This is a genomic window from Bacillus stercoris, from assembly GCF_029772985.1.
Taxonomy (GTDB): Bacteria; Bacillota; Bacilli; order Bacillales; family Bacillaceae; genus Bacillus; species Bacillus stercoris.
In genome coordinates this window covers 1,460,862-1,477,071 of the sequence record NZ_CP121861.1, presented here as the reverse complement: position 1 = coordinate 1,477,071, position 16,210 = coordinate 1,460,862, and the positions used below count along the sequence as shown (strand labels likewise).

Genomic DNA, 16,210 nt, shown 5'->3' with positions numbered 1-16,210 from the left:
CTTTACATTTTGGTTCGTGCGGGTGAGGAGAAAGAGCGCTTTGTCCACAATAAAAAAAGCAATGAGAGGAATACTCTCATTGCTTATCAATTAATCATCATGAATGATTATGAACAACGAGATAGCCCTCCAAGAAAATGATTTCTTGACAGCCTTACATTTATTCAATGCACGGCCAGCAAATAATACCGATGGGGTTTTATTTGCTTCGGCGACGCTCCCCTTTCAGCCTTTTTCACAGAATCCATCTTTCTCCAAAGGCATACTCTTGAAGTTCGCACCTCTATCTTCACCATATAACACGATCTAACTATGAAATTAGTTCACATTTTATCAGATCTTATTGAAAAGGACAACATTATTTTTGCAATTTATCGTAAAGGAGCTGAGCCGCCGCAGCGGGAACACCCGCTTTTTTGATGTCCTCAAGGCTTGCTTCCTTCATTTTTTTAACGGAACCGAAATGCTTTAACAGCATTTTCTTTCTTTTCTCTCCGATACCCGGGATATCATCCAATACGGATTGAAACGCGCTTTTTCCGCGGATTTGCCTGTGAAAACTGATTGCAAAACGGTGCACCTCGTCCTGAATGCGCTGTAGGAGATAAAATTCCTGGCTGTTTCGCTCCAGATACACCACCTCCAGCGGCTCCCCGATCAGTAAGTTTGAGGTTCTGTGCTTTTCGTCTTTCGCTAAACCGGCGATCGGGATATCCAAGCCGAGTTCATTTTCAATGACATCCCTTGCAGCGTTGATCTGCCCTTTTCCTCCGTCAATGATGATCAGATCAGGCAGCGGCAGATTTTCACGAAGCACTCTCGTGTAGCGTCTTCTGACGACCTCTCTCATAGAACCGTAATCATCCGGTCCTGTAACGGTTTTGATTTTATATTTGCGGTATTCCTTTTTGTACGGTTTGCCGTCGATAAACACGATCATCGCGGAAACCGGGTTTGTCCCCTGTATGTTTGAGTTATCAAACGCTTCAATTCTGTGCGGCGTATAAATATTCAATGCCTCACCGAGTTTCTGCACAGCCCCGATTGAACGCTCCTCGTCCCGTTCGATTAAGGAGAATTTTTCTTTCAGTGCAATTTTCGCATTTTTATGGGCCAGCATGAGCAGTTCTTTTTTCTGGCCCTTCTTCGGCTGGTGAACGTTTGTTTCCAGCAGCTGCTCGATCATGGATTGATCTACGCTGTCCGGAACTAAAATCTCCTTCGGAAGGAAGTGGTTGTTTTTTGAATAGAACTGTCCGATGAATGTAAGGAACTCTTCATCCGCTTCCTGATAAAGCGGGAACATGCTGACATCGCGCTCAATGAGCTTCCCTTGGCGGATGAAAAAGACCTGCACGCACATCCAGCCCTTGTCATATGCGTACGCAAATACGTCCCGGTCGACTAGATCGTTCATCGTCATTTTTTGTTTTTCCATCGTTGATTCAATATGGGCGATCTGGTCACGAAGCTCTTTTGCCCGTTCAAACTCAAGATTCTCAGCGGCTTCGTGCATTTTTTCTTCGAGCTCTTTTTTGACCTCATTATAGCCGCCCCTTAAGAAACGGGTAATGCTTTCAACCAGCTCTCTGTTCGTCTCTTCGGAAATGTCCTTTACACACGGAGCAAGACATTGGCCCAGATGATAGTAAAGGCAAACTCTGTCCGGCAGCTTGGAGCATTTTCTGAGAGGGTACAGACGGTCGAGCAGTTTTTTTGTTTCCCTTGCTGCCTGTACATTCGGGTACGGCCCAAAATATCGCCCTTTGTCTTTTTTGACATTGCGGGTGACAATCAGCCTTGGGTGGCGTTCATGGGTGAGTTTTATGAAAGGATAGGTTTTGTCGTCTTTGAGCATGACGTTGTATTTCGGATCATACTTTTTGATCAGATTCATTTCTAAAATAAGCGCTTCAAGATTGGAGGACGTCACGATATATTCAAAATCCTCGATTTCCGTCACAAGCCTTTGGGTTTTCGCGTCGTGAGAACCGGTGAAGTAGGAGCGCACTCTGTTTTTCAGCACCTTTGCTTTTCCTACGTAGATCACAGTCTGCTGCCGGTCCTTCATGAGATAACAACCCGGTTGATCGGGAAGGAGGGCGAGTTTTTCTTTCAGTTGTTTGTTCATATAATACCCTTCCTTATATTTAATCCTTTGTTTCCAGTTTAACACGAACGTTTGTTTTTCTCTATGATTCACAATTGGCGAATAAAAAAAGCGATCCCTCATCGGAATCGCTCTGGCATGTAAGCAGCCGAAAATTAAAGATGTTTGTTTACAAGCTCTTGAAGCGCTTCTTTCGGTTTGAAACCGACTGAAGTTTCAACTACTTCTCCGTCTTTTAAGATAAGAAGTGTCGGGATGCTCATAACGCCGTATTTTCCAGCTGTTTCTTGGTTTTCGTCTACATCGATTTTTACGATTTTCAGTTTGTCGCCCATTTCTTGATCCAGTTCTTCAAGAACAGGTGCAATCATTTTACAAGGTCCGCACCAAGGAGCCCAGAAGTCTGCCAGTACGACGCCTTCGCTTGTTTCAGCTGAGAAAGATTGATCAGTTGCTTTTACGATAGCCATTATTGAATTCCTCCAATGTGAAATGATGATTTTTAGTATAGCATCTCCCATTCGTTCACGCTATCTTAATGCTTACAAATATTTTTTCCTGATCATAACCGGTTTACTCATTTTTATCCGGGTTGAATGGGATGTGTCACTTTTATTAAAACACGAATCTGATAATGGCCCCGATTACTACAATAGCCCCGATAATCATTAGAATAGTACGAAGCATGGGATAACATCTCCTCTTCACTGTCATGTACTTTACCATGCCCTTTTGATGCTGTTTTAAAACATGAAAAAGCGCCGGCGTCTCGCGATTACGAATCAGCACGCACCGTAAGCAAGACGACTGACATTGGCGGGAGTTTTACTTTCAGTTTGTTTTTGCTGAGCGTGTATTGTCTGAACGCTTCCGGTTTGACGTGATGAGGATCGTCAAACGTGTTATGTGCATTCATTTTTTCTGCCGTAAGAATGATTCCGGAATGATCCGCTTGCTTGTGCAGGCCTCTCAGCTCGATCTCAGCCTCTGCTTGGTTTTGGTGATCGATGTTGCAAATCGTGATATTGATATCGCCTCCAGCTTGTTTTGACGCTGACATGCTGATTTGCGGGAGCGTTTCACCCTTCCATTCATAGTCGGCACACAATACCTCTGTATCTAAAAGAGAAGCATCCTGGTGCACCTTAAACATATCAAACACATGGTACGTCGGTGTCAAAAGCATCCGCTCTCTCTCAGTCAAAATCATCGCTTGAAGAACGTTTACTGTTTGAGCGATGTTGGCCATTTGCACCCGGCGGCAATGCTGATGGAAAATGTGAAAATGGGAAGCCGCCACCAGTGCATCACGTATGGTGTTTTGCTGATAAAGGAAACCTGGATTCGTGCCTGACTCAGGATCAAACCACGTGCCCCATTCATCAATAATCAGCCCGACCCGCTGCTCCGGATCGTACCGGTCCATAATCGTGCCGTGTTTTTGAATCAATTCATCGATGTATTTGGCTTTTTTCATTGTAATGAACCATTCATCCTCCGTGAATTCTGTGGCTGATCCTTTGCCCTTCCAGAAATCACCCGGAATCGTGTAATAATGAAGACTCAACCCGTCCATCAGGCCAGCGGCTTTTTTCATAAGCACGTCCGTCCAGTTAAAATCATCGACATTTGCGCCGCCTGCAATTTTATAAATTTCATTCCCGCTGTAATTGCGGACATAAGTCTGAAAACGGCGGTACAAATCTGCGTAGTATTCGGGATGCATGTTGCCGCCGCAGCCCCAGTTTTCATTGCCTACGCCAAAATATTTCAGCTTCCAAGGCTCTTCTCTTCCATTTTGTTTTCTCCAGTCTGACATGGGCGTGCCTTCTTCAAATGTCATGTACTCAATCCATTCCGCCATTTCCTGAACGGTTCCGCTTCCGACATTGCCGCAAATATATGGCTCGCATTCAAGCAGCTCGCAAAGCATCATAAATTCATGCGTTCCGAATTCATTTGATTCAATTGTACCGCCCCAGTGAGTGTTAAGCATTGTTTTACGGTCACCGACACCGTTTGCCCAATGGTATTCGTCCGCAAAACACCCGCCCGGCCACCTGAGAACAGGAATATGCAGCTGTTTGAGCGCTTCCAGCACGTCCTTTCGTATTCCGTTGATATTGGGAATGTCTGAGTCCGTCCCGACCCATATCCCCTCATAAATCCCTCTTCCTAAATGCTCAGCAAAATGACCGTATATATTTTTGTTAATGGTTCCTTTTACGATATCTGTTTGAATCACTGCTTGATGCTCAGACATATCTCTGATCATTCCTTTCATACGAATATGAAAAGCACCACAGTCAAATATGTGATCTGTCGTTTGCCTGAGGAGTCAGCATGAATGTAAGCGCTTTTAAAGTAACCATATTATATATGTTCGTACATGTCAACGATATTTTCTATATTATTTATATTTGTACGTATGTATTTATAAATGTAAAAAACCCGGACTTTAAAAGTCCGGGTTTTCTTTATGAGTGTATATTCAACTGTTTGAATTCCTCAGTTAATAACGGGACGACTTCAAATAAATCTCCGATAATGCCGTAATCGGCTATTTTAAAGATGTCGGCTTCAGGGTCTTTATTGATGGCGACGATCACCTTGCTGTTTGACATGCCGGCCAAATGCTGAATGGCGCCGGAAATGCCGCATGCAATGTACAAATCCGGGGTGACGACTTTCCCGGTCTGCCCGATTTGGAGAGCGTAATCGCAATAATCAGCGTCACATGCACCGCGAGAAGCCCCGACTGCGGCTCCCAGGACCTCAGCAAGCTCCTCCAGCGGCTGAAATCCTTCCTTGCTTTTGACTCCGCGGCCGCCCGCAACGATAATTTTCGCTTCAGAGAGATCGACACCGTCGGCCGTTTTTTTCACGACCTCTTGGATCACGGTACGGAGGTCAGTTAGAGAAACATCAACGCTTTCGATGCTTCCCGACCTGCTTGTGTCTTTTTCTGAGGCTTGAATGTTATTAGGGCGAATCGTTGCAACAATCATCGGATCGGTGGAAATGACCCTTTCAAAAGCTTTCCCCGAGTAAATCGGGCGTGTGAACACAACATTCCCTCCGGTAACGCTTACATCTGTAGCATCAGAAATTAAGCCTGTTTGCAGCCGGGCAGCAAGCTTCGGCGAAAGGTCCTTCCCCATTGCCGTATGCCCGAATATGACTGAATCAGGCTTTTCTTGCTCAATCACACCTCTCATGACCTGGCTGTATCCGTCTGCCGTGTATGATTTCAGCTTCGGATCCTCGGCGGTGAGAACTTTATCTGCTCCGTAATGGATAAGTTCTTGTGCAATGCTTTGTACATTTTCGCCGATCAGAACACCGATAACTTCCCCATCGCCTGAAATGGTCCTTCCTGCAGCTATTGCTTCAAAGGTGACATTTCGTAATTCTCCGTCGCGTATTTCTCCGAGTACGATCACTTTTTTTCCCATTCTAACATCCCCCTGTTTCTTTGAATGTCCAAGCTTTAAATGACTTTAGCTTCGCTGCGGAGCAATGAGACAAGCTCTTTTGCCTGTTCGGCAGGCTCTCCCTGCAGAAGCTTCCCGGCTTCTTTTTTCGGCGGCAGAAAACGTTCAATGGTTTTCAGCTTTGGTTCGGCGTCCTCCTCGTCCAGTTCAAGATCATCAAGCTCAAGCTCTTCAAGCGGCTTTTTCTTAGCCTTCATAATTCCCGGAAGTGAAGGATAGCGCGGCTCGTTTAAGCCCTGCTGAGCTGTGACAAGCAATGGAAGCGTCGTTTTGATTTTTTCAACATCCCCTTCGACATCCCTTTCTGCTTCTGCATCAGTTCCGTTGATGTCGAGTTTGGTGATCGTAGTGATACACGGAATGTCCAGGAGCTCGGCAAGCCTAGGCGCCACTTGTCCTGAGCCTCCGTCAATGGCAACATTTCCGCCGAGAATCAAGTCAAACTCCTGATCCTTCATATAATGGTATAAAACTTGAGAAATGGAGTATTGGTCGGGTTCTTCGAGATCATCTTCTATGTTGATTAAAACGGCTTGGTCACATCCCATGGCAAGCGCAGTACGCAACTCTTTCTCCGCTTCTTCACCGCCGACCGTGACGGCGGTGATCGAACCGCCGTGCTTTTCCTTCAGCTGGATGGCTTCCTCTATTGCATATTCGTCGTATGGATTAATGATCCATTCCGCTCCGTCATCCTGAATCTTTCCTGCTTCAATGACGATTTTTTCCTCTGTGTCAAACGTCCGTTTCATCAGTACAAATAGATTCATGATCATATCCCCTTTTATTCGCCTTTGAACTGAGGCTTTCTTTTTTCGAGAAATGCCTGGATGCCTTCCTTGGCGTCCTCTGACTCAAATGCTTCCCCAAATCGTTTTGCTTCAAGCTTTAAGCTTCCTTCGTAGGAATACACCTTGTTGGAATAAAGAAGCTCAAGCAAAGACGCAAGCGTTTGCGGGCTTTTCTCTGCAAACTTACCGGCAAGTGCTTTTGCTTTTTCAAGCACTTCTGCTTCATCTTTTGCTCCAATTGAGACAAGTCCGAGATCAAGCGCTTCTTTTCCGGATATCGGTTCTCCTGAGCCGATGAGCTCTAGTGCCTTGGCTGTACCGACATATTTCGGAAGACGCTGTGTTCCTGCAAAACCCGGGATGATACCAAGGTTAAGCTCTGGGAGCCCCAGCTTAGCATCTTCTGCCGCGATTCTGATGTGACAGGCCATTGCAAGCTCCAGCCCGCCTCCGAGAGCAGCGCCGTGAATCGCTGCGATAATCGGTTTTGGAAAGCTTTCGATTCTCTCCATTAACTGCTGGCCGCGCTCAGCGAGCAATGAGGAATCCTCATTGCCTTTAAACGATGTGAATTCTTTAATATCAGCGCCGGCTGAGAAAAATCTTCCCTCGCCGTGAATGATAATGCTTCGTACGCCTGCATCTGTCTCACATTGATCAAGACAGGAAGACAGCTCTTCTAATATCTGGCTGGAAAGCGCGTTTGCCGGCGGATTGTGAATCGTCAAGACTGCCACAAATTGATCCACCGCAAGTGAAATTGCATTCATAGGACAGAACTCCTTTACTTATTGTGAATTCCGGATACCAATAATTCTAAAACGCTGTTTGAAAGCGCAACGAGATCGTACTTTTGGTCATTCATCACCCAAGTTGTCACGGTTTCGTCAATCGTTCCAAAAATCATCTGCCGGGCGAGGCGGACATCGAGGCCTTCTTTTATTTCGCCTGATTGTATGCCTTCCGTCAAAATGCCATCTAAAATATTCAAGTAGCCTTTTAATATTTCGTTGATTTTCTGGCGCAGCTCCAAGTTGGATTGGCGTAGTTCAAGCTGAGTGACAATCGCGAGATCATGGTCACCAGCTAAAAGGGAAAAATGCTTTGAAATCACAAGCGCCAATTTCTCCTTCGCTGTTGTTTTTTCTTTAATGTCCTCTTCCATCCGCTCAATAAATTGGCCCATTTTTTCTTTGAAAAGAGAAATTAAAATATCTTCTTTGTTTTTAAAATAGAGATAGATGGTGCCGTCCGCTACTCCGGCTTGTTTGGCAATTTTGGATACCTGTGACTGGTGGTAGCCGTTTTCCGCAATGACTTCTACTGCTGCATCAATAATCTGCATATACTTTGGCCGTTTTTGCTTCAATGTTCATCGTTCCTTCCTATAGAAATGAATGACTATTCATTCATAATTTCATGATAAGAAGGATTTTCGGGTTTGTCAAGTTTATTCATAGACGTTCTTTTTTATTTGATATGATGATTTTCGGCTTCTTCAAGTAAACGCCTTCTTAAAATTTTTCCGACCGCCGTTTTCGGCAGCTCTTCTCTGAACTCATAGGCTTTGGGCACCTTGTATGGCGCCAGTCGGGATCTCGCAAAGGCGTCCAGTTCTTCTGCATCGGCATTTGCGCCTTTCTTTAATACGACAAATGCTTTTACTGTTTCTCCCCTGTAGGAGTCGGGCACACCTGCGACGACAATTTCCTGGACGGCTTCATGTTCATAAAGCGCTTCTTCTACTTCACGCGGGTAAATATTGTAACCTCCGGCAATGATGATATCCTTTTTCCTGTCAGCAATATAGAAAAAACCTTCTTCATCCATATAGCCCATGTCCCCGGTGAACAGCCAGCCATCTCTCAGAACAGCGGCGGTTTCCTCTGGTTTGTTCCAATATCCTTTCATGACCTGCGGACCTTTTACAATGATTTCTCCATGCTCATACGGAGCGGCAAGCTCACCCGTCTCTTCAGAATAGATCGCGGCGTCCGTACTCGGCCAAGGACAGCCGATACTGCCCGGCTTGTTTTTCCCCCAGATAAAGTTGGCGTGCGTCACTGGGGATGCCTCAGACAAACCATAGCCTTCCACAAGTTTTCCGCCAGTCACCTTTTCAAATTTCTGCTTTACCTCCACAGGGAGCGCGGCTGATCCGCTAAGACAGCTTTTAATGGATGACAGATCATAATGCTGCAATTCGGGGTGATGCAAAAGGCCAATGTAAATTGTCGGTGCCCCTGGAAAGAGCGTCGGTCTGTGTTTGTCGATGATTTTAAGTGTTTCAAGCGGATCAAACTTAGGAAGAAGAATCATTTCGAAGCCTAGTTTAATCGAATAGTTCATGACTGCCGTCAGTCCGTAGACATGAAAAAACGGGACAATGCCCAGCACTTTTTCAGCGCCTTCCTTCACATCGAACATCCAAGCGGCGCACATTTCAGTATTGGCCAAAATATTTTGGTGCGTAAGCATGACCCCTTTGGGATCTCCGGTTGTTCCCCCGGTATACTGGAGGACAGCGATATCATGCTCAGGATCGATCTTCGGGATTGTCAGGAGTTCAGTTTTTTCCTGCTTCAAACTGGAAGCGAACGTGTGAATGTTAGCTGTTTTGTCAAAGTCGATATGCACTTTTTGTTTTTGCGTGAGCGGGTAAAGAACATTTTTCGGAAAAGGCAAATAGTCTTTTACGCTGGTGATCAAAATCTGTTCGACTATTGATAACGTTTTCATTTTTATTGCCTTCGGGAAAAGCAAATCTAAGGTGATGATCACACTTACTTCAGCGTCTCTGAGCTGATATTCAAGCTCATGCTCGGTATAAAGCGGGTTCGTCTGCACCACGATGCCGCCAGCAAACAAGACACCATAATAAGAAATCACTGTTTGTGGGCAATTGGGCAGCATAACAGCCACTCTGTCTCCTTTTTGCAGGCCATTGTACTGCAAAAAAGCTGCGAGTTTAAGAGCATCCGTCAGAATGTCATGAAAGGTGAGTTTTTTTCCATAAAAAGATATTGCGGTTTTGTCAGGGAATCGTGCGGCGGAGTCTGTCAGGATGGATTGCAGGGTTTTATTCGGCAACGGAAGCTCATGCGGGATATCGTCGGGATACTCGGCAAGCCACGGCTTTTGAGACTGCATAAAACCTCCCCCTTTCGATTTTAGAGTTCCACCCTATCATTATAGCAGATGGACGGCAAAAAAAAGAAAAAGAAAGGTAAATCTTTCTTTTTCTCATCATACGAACAGATATATAAGACCAATTAATAAAAAGATTCCCGCCGCGGCGAGCAGTACTTTTGCAAGCTTTTCCATCTATTCTCCGTCCCCTTATATTCCGGCTGCCACCACAAATGAAAGCCCGACAGAAATGACAAATGAAATAAAGCCGACAGCCCGATTATCATTTTCGATTTCCTTATCAATTTTAAACCGTGGAGTCAAAAACTCAAAAATAAAGTAGCTTAAAAGAAGCATAACAAATCCGTAAACGCCCCAGCCGATCATTTGCAGCAGCGAATTGTGCTGGGAGATGGAATGCTGGAATACGTTTGCGATTCCTAAAATTTTTCCGCCGGTTGCCATTGCCACCGCAAGATTTCCTTTTTGAATCTCTTCCCAGTTTTTATAAGCCGTCACCAGCTCAAACACAGTCAAAAAGAGGACGAGGCAGAGAACCGCGACACTGTAATACGCCGCGATTTCCACAAGCTCGTTTTCCCAAAAATCACTCATGGCCATACTCCCTTTTATTTTAGTTCAACAACCGTAACGCCTGATCCTCCCTCGCCTGCTTCACCGAAACGGGAGCTTTTGACGCTGCGGTGGTTCTTCAGAAGATCCTGCACGCCTTTTCTTAAAGCGCCGGTTCCTTTTCCGTGAATGATTGACACTCTAGGATATCCGGCTAACACTGCATCGTCCAAATATTTTTCAACACGGCTGAGGGCATTTTCATAGCGTTCGCCGCGAAGATCAAGCTCAAGCGATACATGATAATCCTTTCCCTTGACCGCCGTAATGATTTTTTCTTTTTTTGGCTCCGGAGCTGATTTGATAAACTCCAGATCTTTTTCCTTTACTTTCATTTTCAATATGCCGATTTGTACATTCCATTCATTGCCGCCGGTTTTTTCAAGCAATGTTCCTTTTTGCCCGAAGGTGAGGACTTTCACCTCATCACCTGGCTTGAAGTCACGTTTTTGCGTTTTCGTTTTTTCCGGTTTTTTGGACTTTTCAAAGGTAGGAACTGCGCCTTCTAACCGTTTCTTCGCGTTGATCAGCTCGTGATCCTTGAAGGATTTATGTTCTTCTTTTATGGAGCGCAATTCATGAATAATATCTTCGGCTTCTTTCATTGCCGCTTTTACTTTATCAGCCGCTTGCTCTTCAGCCTCCTCGAGCATTTTGTCTTTTTTGCTGTTAAGCTCGATGATTTGCTGCTGCAGCTCTTTGTGCAGTTTTTCCGCTTCTTTTCTGATCGATTCTGTCTCAGAAAGCTCTTCTTCCGCACGTTTTTTGCTTTGTTCCAGCGACGCAATCATTGTATCAACTTCGTTATGCTCGGCCGTCATTTCTGACTTCGCCTGCCCGATGATATGGTCTGGAAGTCCAAGGCGTTTTGAAATTTCGAAAGCGTTGCTTCGTCCCGGCACACCAATTAAAAGTTTATAGGTCGGTGACAGCGTTTCGATATCAAATTCAACGCTCGCATTCATGACGCCTTCTCTGTTATATCCGTACGCCTTCAATTCCGGATAATGCGTCGTAGCTAACACTCGTGCATTGGTGCGATGCACGTCATCCAGGATGCTCATGGCGAGGGCCGCCCCCTCCTGCGGATCTGTCCCTGCACCAAGTTCATCGAAAAGCACAAGGCTGTTTTCATTGACCTGTTCTAAAATGCCGACAATGTTCACCATATGGGATGAGAACGTACTTAAGCTTTGCTCAATCGACTGTTCATCACCGATATCAGCGAATACGTGCTCAAATACCGCCGCTTCTGACCCTTCATCTGCCGGGATATGAAGACCTGATTGTGCCATTAAGGTTAACAGGCCTAACGTTTTAAGGGTGACTGTTTTCCCCCCGGTGTTTGGCCCTGTAATGACAATGGTTGAAAAATCGCCGCCAAGCTCAATGTCATTGGCAACAACCTGATCAGGCGGAAGCAATGGATGGCGGGCTTTTTTTAAACGGATAAAGCCAGTGTCGTTCATCATCGGTTTTGTCGCTTTGACCGCTTTTGCATATCTTGCTTTTGCAAAAATAAAGTCAAGCCTCTGCAGCACTTGCAAATCTAGAAATAGCTCTTCTGTATGCTCTGCCGTTTTCTCTGTCAGCACACGCAAAATCCGTTCGATTTCTTGCTTTTCTTTCACTTTTGCCTGCTGAAGGGAATTGTTCATATCTACAATTGCCTGCGGTTCAATGAATAGTGTTGCGCCGGAGGACGAAGTATCATGCACAATTCCGCCGTAGCTTGATCTGTACTCCTGTTTGACCGGGATTACAAAGCGGTCATTCCGAATCGTAACAATCGTATCAGACAACATTTTTGAAGCGGAAGAGGAACGCAGCATTGACTCTAACCGGTCTCTGATTCTCGATTCGAGGGTTCTGAGCTGCGTGCGGATTCCTCTCAATTTTTCCGATGCATGATCAAGCACTTCTCCGTGATCATCGATGCAGGAATTAATGTCCCGTTCTAAATCGGACAGCGTGATAAGCTGTTCAGCGTGCTGATGGATCAGCGGAATGTCAACACCGTCTTCAGCCATTTGGGTGATAAAATGTTTCATTTGTTTAACTGCATAAAGCAGTCCAGAGATTTCAGTGAATTCTGAAGGACTGAGAACGCTGCCGATTTCCGCTCGTCTTAATGCTCCTCTGATATCAACAAGACCGCCAAACGGCGCTCGGCCTCTCAGCCGGATAATGGCAGAAGCTTCGTCTACTTCATCCAGCTGTTTTTTGATTTCGTCTATAGAAGCAGAAGGCTTAAGCTGGAGAAGCATTTCTTTTCCGAGCGATGAAGCGGCATGCTCAATAACCTGTTCTTTCACTTTATGAAATTCAAGAGCTGATAATACTTTTTGCTGCACGATTGTGTGAGCCTCCTTACTTAATCGTTGCGCTTCAGGAATGCCTCTACGTCTTCAAGCGACCGGGCATTCAGAACGTTTTTCGTTTCCGTCCATCCTTTGCGCGCGGCAGTAACGCCAGTTTTCATATCGTCTAACATCTCAATGTTATGGGCATCAGTATTAATCACCAATGTAACCCCTTGTTCGTTTGCTTTCAGTAAATGCTCTGTGCGCAGATCGAGGCGCGCAGGGTTAGCGTTGAGTTCAAGCGCCGTATTTGTTTTTTTCGCAAGATCAATCAGCTTATCAATATCGATTTCATAACCGGCCCGTCTGCCGATCAGGCGTCCGGTCGGGTGTGCGATAATGTCAACATGTTTGTTTGTCAGTGCCGTCTCAAGCCGCTTCATAATCACGTGTTCCGGCTGATTAAAACTGGAATGAATCGATGCAATAACGATATCCATTTCCGCCAGCACATCGTCATCATAATCGAGCGTACCGTCAGGCAGGATATCCATCTCGACACCTTTTAAGATACGGAAGTTTTCGAACTCAGCATTCAGCGCGTCAATTTCTTTTGCCTGCTGTTTAAGTCTTTCTGCAGTAAGCCCGTTGGCGACCTTTAAATATTGTGAGTGATCGGTGATCGCCATGTATTGATAGCCTTTTTTGATGCATGCTTCAGCCATCTCTCTGATCGAAAACGCACCATCGCTCCACGTTGAGTGCATGTGGAGATCTCCCTTGATTTGCCCGAGCTCTATCAGCTCAATGCTATCGCTGTAGGTTTCCACTTCCTGTCCGCTTTCACGAATTTCCGGCGGAATCAGCGGCAGGCCGAAGTGCGCATAAAATTCACGTTCGCTCGGAAATGTTTTGATCTCTCCGGTTTCAACTGTCTCAACGCCGTATTCACTGATCCGCTCGCCGCGTTCTTTTGCGATTTGGCGCATCTTAATGTTGTGATCCTTTGATCCCGTAAAATGATGGAGTGTTGTCGGAAACTGCTCTTCCGTCACAAGACGGAAATCGACGCTCGTTTCATATTCAAAGGAAAGGATGACGGATACCTTCGTATCTCCGCTCGCGATCACGCTTTTGATGTTTGGCAGTGCAAGAAGCTGCTCTCTTACTTCAGCCGGCTGATCTGTAGCAATGATATAGTCCAAATCCTTCACCGTTTCCCGCGCTCTGCGAAGACTTCCGGCACGAGAAAATTTGATGATATGCGTAAATTGAGAAAGATGCTCCTCAATATCCCGCGCGATCCGGAGGGCATATCCGATCGGGAACCGCTCAGGCTGTTTTCCGGCTTCTCCGAGCGCCTGTAATATTTTTTCTTCTGATTTTTTGCCAAAACCCGCAAGGCCTTGCACTTTTTGCTGTTCACAGGCTTCCTTCAGAGATTCTGCATCATGTACGCCGAGCTCTTTATACAGCTTTGCGATTTTTTTGCCGCCGAGCCCCGGCAGCTTCAATAAAGGCACGAGTCCTTCCGGGACTTCTTTCTGCAACGATTCGAGCGTGCTTGACTTTCCTTCATCTATATACTCCTTAATGACGCTGTACGTTCCTTTTCCAATGCCGGACAGCGACATCATATCGTCCATTTCTGATAAGCTTCGGTCGTCCTGTTCCAGGGCTGCCGCTGCTTTTCGGAATGCGGACACTTTAAACGGGTTGTCCCCCTTTAGTTCCATATAGACTGCAATGGTTTCAAGCAGCCGGATAATATCTTTTTTATGCATACAATAACCCCCAGACGTTCACATATGTTTCCATCATACTCGAAAAAAACTTCTCCGGACAAGAGAAGTTTTTTATGCCCCGTACTGTGTCCACAGCTCTTCTAAAAGCCCTGACAAGTACGGTGTATGGTTAATGATCACATTTGCGAGAGACGATTGCCCCATCATTTGCTGCAACGCATCTACCGGCAGAACGGATGCGACATACAACAGCACAAATGTAAATAAATAGACTTCTAGAAAACCGAGAACGGCGCCCAGCAACTGGTTGATTTGTTTGATCACCGGAATGCCGGCGACAATACTCAAGAACGAGCCGATGATTCTCAGTAAGATTTTAGCGATGATAAATAAAACGATGAACGCAATCGCATTATAATAGGCCGCTTCTAAATTTCCCGTAAAAAAAGAAAGAGCCGGCTGTCCCGCTGAAAAGTCGGGTGCGGGAATCCACTTTAAATGCGGCGCCACATTTTTATAGAATAAAGCCGCAAAGGCGATCGATAAAATAAAGCTCGTCAAGCGGATAAACTGCAGGATAAAACCGCGTTTTAACCCCAGTAAAGTCCCCATCAGGAGCAAGATTAAGATGATGATATCCAGCATAGTTGTTCAATCCTTTTCTTTAAGCTGACGCTCCAGTTTTTCACATTTCTCTTGTAACTTAACATAATCGTGCACCACATTTACCGCTGTCAGCACTGCAAGTTTATTTATATCAAGGTATGGATTTTTTTCATTGATTTCTCTCATTTTATCATCAACAATTCCGGCGACATACCTCATATGGGCTCTGCTTTCTTCACCGACAATCGTGAAGTGCTGGCCGTAAATGTCAACGGTTGTTTTTGTTTTTTTGCCGTCAGACAACGTTTCTCCTCCATTCCGCGAGAATCCTAGTTCTTATCATAACACGTTTATTAAATGAATGGAAAGACGAGCCTCCCGCTGTTATGATACACTGGTATATACAGTGAAAAGTGTAAAAAAAGGAGATTATTACGTGTCCCATTCAGTGATAAAAGTATCGTTGTCTGCTATTGACCAAATGAAAATGACGTACAGCGGTTCGCTTACCGCCTCTGTTCCACAGGGAGCCGTTTTTCAGGCGAAACCGCCCGGCTGTACCATTACAGCATATCAATCAGGCAAGGTCCTGTTTCAAGGTAAAAACGCAGCGGCAGAATCCGCGCGCTGGGGAACAGCTGAGCCTCAGGAAAAGAAGAAACCGGCCAAAAAGCCGGCTGATCCCCGCTATGCCCCTCCGGCAGATATCGCCGGAATGTCTGTTATCGGTTCTGACGAAGTCGGAACCGGAGATTACTTTGGCCCAATGACGGTTGTATGCGCGTACGTCGACAAAACCATGCTTCCTTTAATGAAGGAACTCGGTGTTAAGGATTCTAAAGATTTAAAAGATCCGCAAATCATCGAGATTGCCCGAAACCTGATCAAAACTATTCCATATAGCCTGCTGGTGTTAAAAAATGAAAAGTATAACAGCATGCAGGAAAAAGGCATGAGCCAAGGGAAAATGAAAGCTTTGCTGCACAATCAGGCGATCACCCATTTATTAAGGAAAATGGATGGAATAAAGCCTGAGGCCATTTTGATTGACCAATTCGCTGAGCCAGGCGTCTACTTCAATCATTTAAAGGGCAGAGACATTGTGAAGGAGCGGACCTATTTTAGCACAAAAGCTGAAGGTATTCACCTGGCTGTCGCCGCTGCTTCAATCATTGCAAGATATTCATTTTTAATGGAAATGGATAAACTATCACGCGAGGCAGGAATGACGCTGCCGAAAGGAGCCGGTCCGCACGTCGATGAAGCGGCAGCCAAGCTGATCCTCAAAAAAGGGGCATCCGCACTCAGAGCCTTTACAAAACTCCATTTCGCCAATACGCAAAAAGCGCAGCGCCTTGCTGATAAAAAACGTTCATAGAAAAAAGCTTGCAGATTGCTC

At 45.4% G+C, this 16,210-nt stretch carries 14 protein-coding genes and 1 riboswitch; of the genes, 1 reads left to right on the top strand and 13 read right to left on the bottom strand.

Features of this window, described 5'->3' with window-relative positions; genetic code table 11:
• Window positions 1-114: 114 nt before the first annotated feature.
• Window positions 115-294: riboswitch (Lysine riboswitch) on the bottom strand.
• Between the two features lie 64 nt (window positions 295-358).
• The 13 genes from uvrC to zapA all read right to left on the bottom strand — a co-directional run bounded on the left by uvrC (window position 359) and on the right by zapA (window position 15,114).
• Window positions 359-2,131: an excinuclease ABC subunit UvrC gene (uvrC, locus tag QA442_RS07625; protein WP_069150012.1), complete on the bottom strand. Its 1,773-nt coding sequence runs from the start codon at window positions 2,129-2,131 to the stop codon at window positions 359-361.
• 134 nt (window positions 2,132-2,265) lie between these two features.
• The gene (gene trxA, locus QA442_RS07620) at window positions 2,266-2,580 is read right to left on the bottom strand and encodes a thioredoxin (protein ID WP_014664890.1); all 315 of its coding nucleotides are present in this window, start codon (window positions 2,578-2,580) and stop codon (window positions 2,266-2,268) included.
• 305 nt (window positions 2,581-2,885) lie between these two features.
• On the bottom strand, window positions 2,886-4,373 hold the full coding sequence (gene abfB / locus QA442_RS07615; RefSeq protein WP_095432384.1) for an alpha-L-arabinofuranosidase AbfB: 1,488 nt from the start codon (window positions 4,371-4,373) through the stop codon (window positions 2,886-2,888).
• A gap of 214 nt (window positions 4,374-4,587) precedes the next feature.
• On the bottom strand, window positions 4,588-5,565 hold the full coding sequence (gene etfA / locus QA442_RS07610) for an electron transfer flavoprotein subunit alpha (RefSeq protein ID WP_095432386.1): 978 nt from the start codon (window positions 5,563-5,565) through the stop codon (window positions 4,588-4,590).
• Window positions 5,566-5,600: 35 nt separating this feature from the next.
• Complete coding sequence (gene etfB / locus QA442_RS07605; protein WP_095432387.1) at window positions 5,601-6,374, bottom strand: electron transfer flavoprotein subunit beta; 774 nt, start codon at window positions 6,372-6,374, stop codon at window positions 5,601-5,603.
• A gap of 14 nt (window positions 6,375-6,388) precedes the next feature.
• Window positions 6,389-7,165, bottom strand: coding sequence for an enoyl-CoA hydratase (locus QA442_RS07600; protein ID WP_071581554.1), 777 nt, complete (start codon window positions 7,163-7,165; stop codon window positions 6,389-6,391).
• A 14-nt stretch (window positions 7,166-7,179) separates the two neighbouring features.
• Window positions 7,180-7,764, bottom strand: a complete 585-nt coding sequence (gene fadR / locus QA442_RS07595; protein WP_095432388.1) for a fatty acid metabolism transcriptional regulator FadR — start codon at window positions 7,762-7,764, stop codon at window positions 7,180-7,182.
• A 101-nt stretch (window positions 7,765-7,865) separates the two neighbouring features.
• Window positions 7,866-9,545 (bottom strand): long-chain-fatty-acid--CoA ligase LcfA, encoded by a 1,680-nt coding sequence (gene lcfA, locus QA442_RS07590; protein WP_095432389.1) that lies wholly within the window; start codon window positions 9,543-9,545, stop codon window positions 7,866-7,868.
• A 189-nt stretch (window positions 9,546-9,734) separates the two neighbouring features.
• The gene (locus QA442_RS07585; protein ID WP_003222485.1) at window positions 9,735-10,139 is read right to left on the bottom strand and encodes a DUF350 domain-containing protein; all 405 of its coding nucleotides are present in this window, start codon (window positions 10,137-10,139) and stop codon (window positions 9,735-9,737) included.
• 14 nt (window positions 10,140-10,153) lie between these two features.
• Complete coding sequence (locus QA442_RS07580; RefSeq protein WP_095432390.1) at window positions 10,154-12,511, bottom strand: endonuclease MutS2; 2,358 nt, start codon at window positions 12,509-12,511, stop codon at window positions 10,154-10,156.
• Between the two features lie 20 nt (window positions 12,512-12,531).
• Window positions 12,532-14,244 carry a DNA polymerase/3'-5' exonuclease PolX gene (gene polX, locus QA442_RS07575; RefSeq protein WP_095432391.1) on the bottom strand — a complete coding sequence of 571 codons (1,713 nt, stop codon included), beginning with the start codon at window positions 14,242-14,244 and terminating at the stop codon, window positions 12,532-12,534.
• A 72-nt stretch (window positions 14,245-14,316) separates the two neighbouring features.
• Window positions 14,317-14,850, bottom strand: a complete 534-nt coding sequence (locus tag QA442_RS07570; RefSeq protein WP_014664899.1) for a CvpA family protein — start codon at window positions 14,848-14,850, stop codon at window positions 14,317-14,319.
• A 6-nt stretch (window positions 14,851-14,856) separates the two neighbouring features.
• Window positions 14,857-15,114: a cell division protein ZapA gene (zapA, locus tag QA442_RS07565; protein ID WP_003229534.1), complete on the bottom strand. Its 258-nt coding sequence runs from the start codon at window positions 15,112-15,114 to the stop codon at window positions 14,857-14,859.
• Between the two features lie 133 nt (window positions 15,115-15,247).
• On the opposite strand from zapA, the gene rnhC reads away from it, so the two are divergent.
• Window positions 15,248-16,189 carry a ribonuclease HIII gene (gene rnhC, locus QA442_RS07560; protein WP_014664900.1) on the top strand — a complete coding sequence of 314 codons (942 nt, stop codon included), beginning with the start codon at window positions 15,248-15,250 and terminating at the stop codon, window positions 16,187-16,189.
• Window positions 16,190-16,210: the final 21 nt, after the last annotated feature.

Bases quoted from the DNA above. Each gene is read 5' to 3' on its own strand.
- polX (WP_095432391.1), bottom strand. From the start codon at position 14,244: ATGCATAAAAAAGATATTATCCGGCTGCTTGAAACCATTGCAGTCTAT.
- abfB (WP_095432384.1), bottom strand. From the start codon at position 4,373: ATGTCTGAGCATCAAGCAGTGATTCAAACAGATATCGTAAAAGGAACC.
- uvrC (WP_069150012.1), bottom strand. From the start codon at position 2,131: ATGAACAAACAACTGAAAGAAAAACTCGCCCTCCTTCCCGATCAACCG.
- etfB (WP_095432387.1), bottom strand. From the start codon at position 6,374: ATGAATCTATTTGTACTGATGAAACGGACGTTTGACACAGAGGAAAAA.
- QA442_RS07570 (WP_014664899.1), bottom strand. From the start codon at position 14,850: ATGCTGGATATCATCATCTTAATCTTGCTCCTGATGGGGACTTTACTG.
- QA442_RS07585 (WP_003222485.1), bottom strand. From the start codon at position 10,139: ATGAGTGATTTTTGGGAAAACGAGCTTGTGGAAATCGCGGCGTATTAC.
- etfA (WP_095432386.1), bottom strand. From the start codon at position 5,565: ATGGGAAAAAAAGTGATCGTACTCGGAGAAATACGCGACGGAGAATTA.
- QA442_RS07600 (WP_071581554.1), bottom strand. From the start codon at position 7,165: ATGAATGCAATTTCACTTGCGGTGGATCAATTTGTGGCAGTCTTGACG.
- trxA (WP_014664890.1), bottom strand. From the start codon at position 2,580: ATGGCTATCGTAAAAGCAACTGATCAATCTTTCTCAGCTGAAACAAGC.
- lcfA (WP_095432389.1), bottom strand. From the start codon at position 9,545: ATGCAGTCTCAAAAGCCGTGGCTTGCCGAGTATCCCGACGATATCCCG.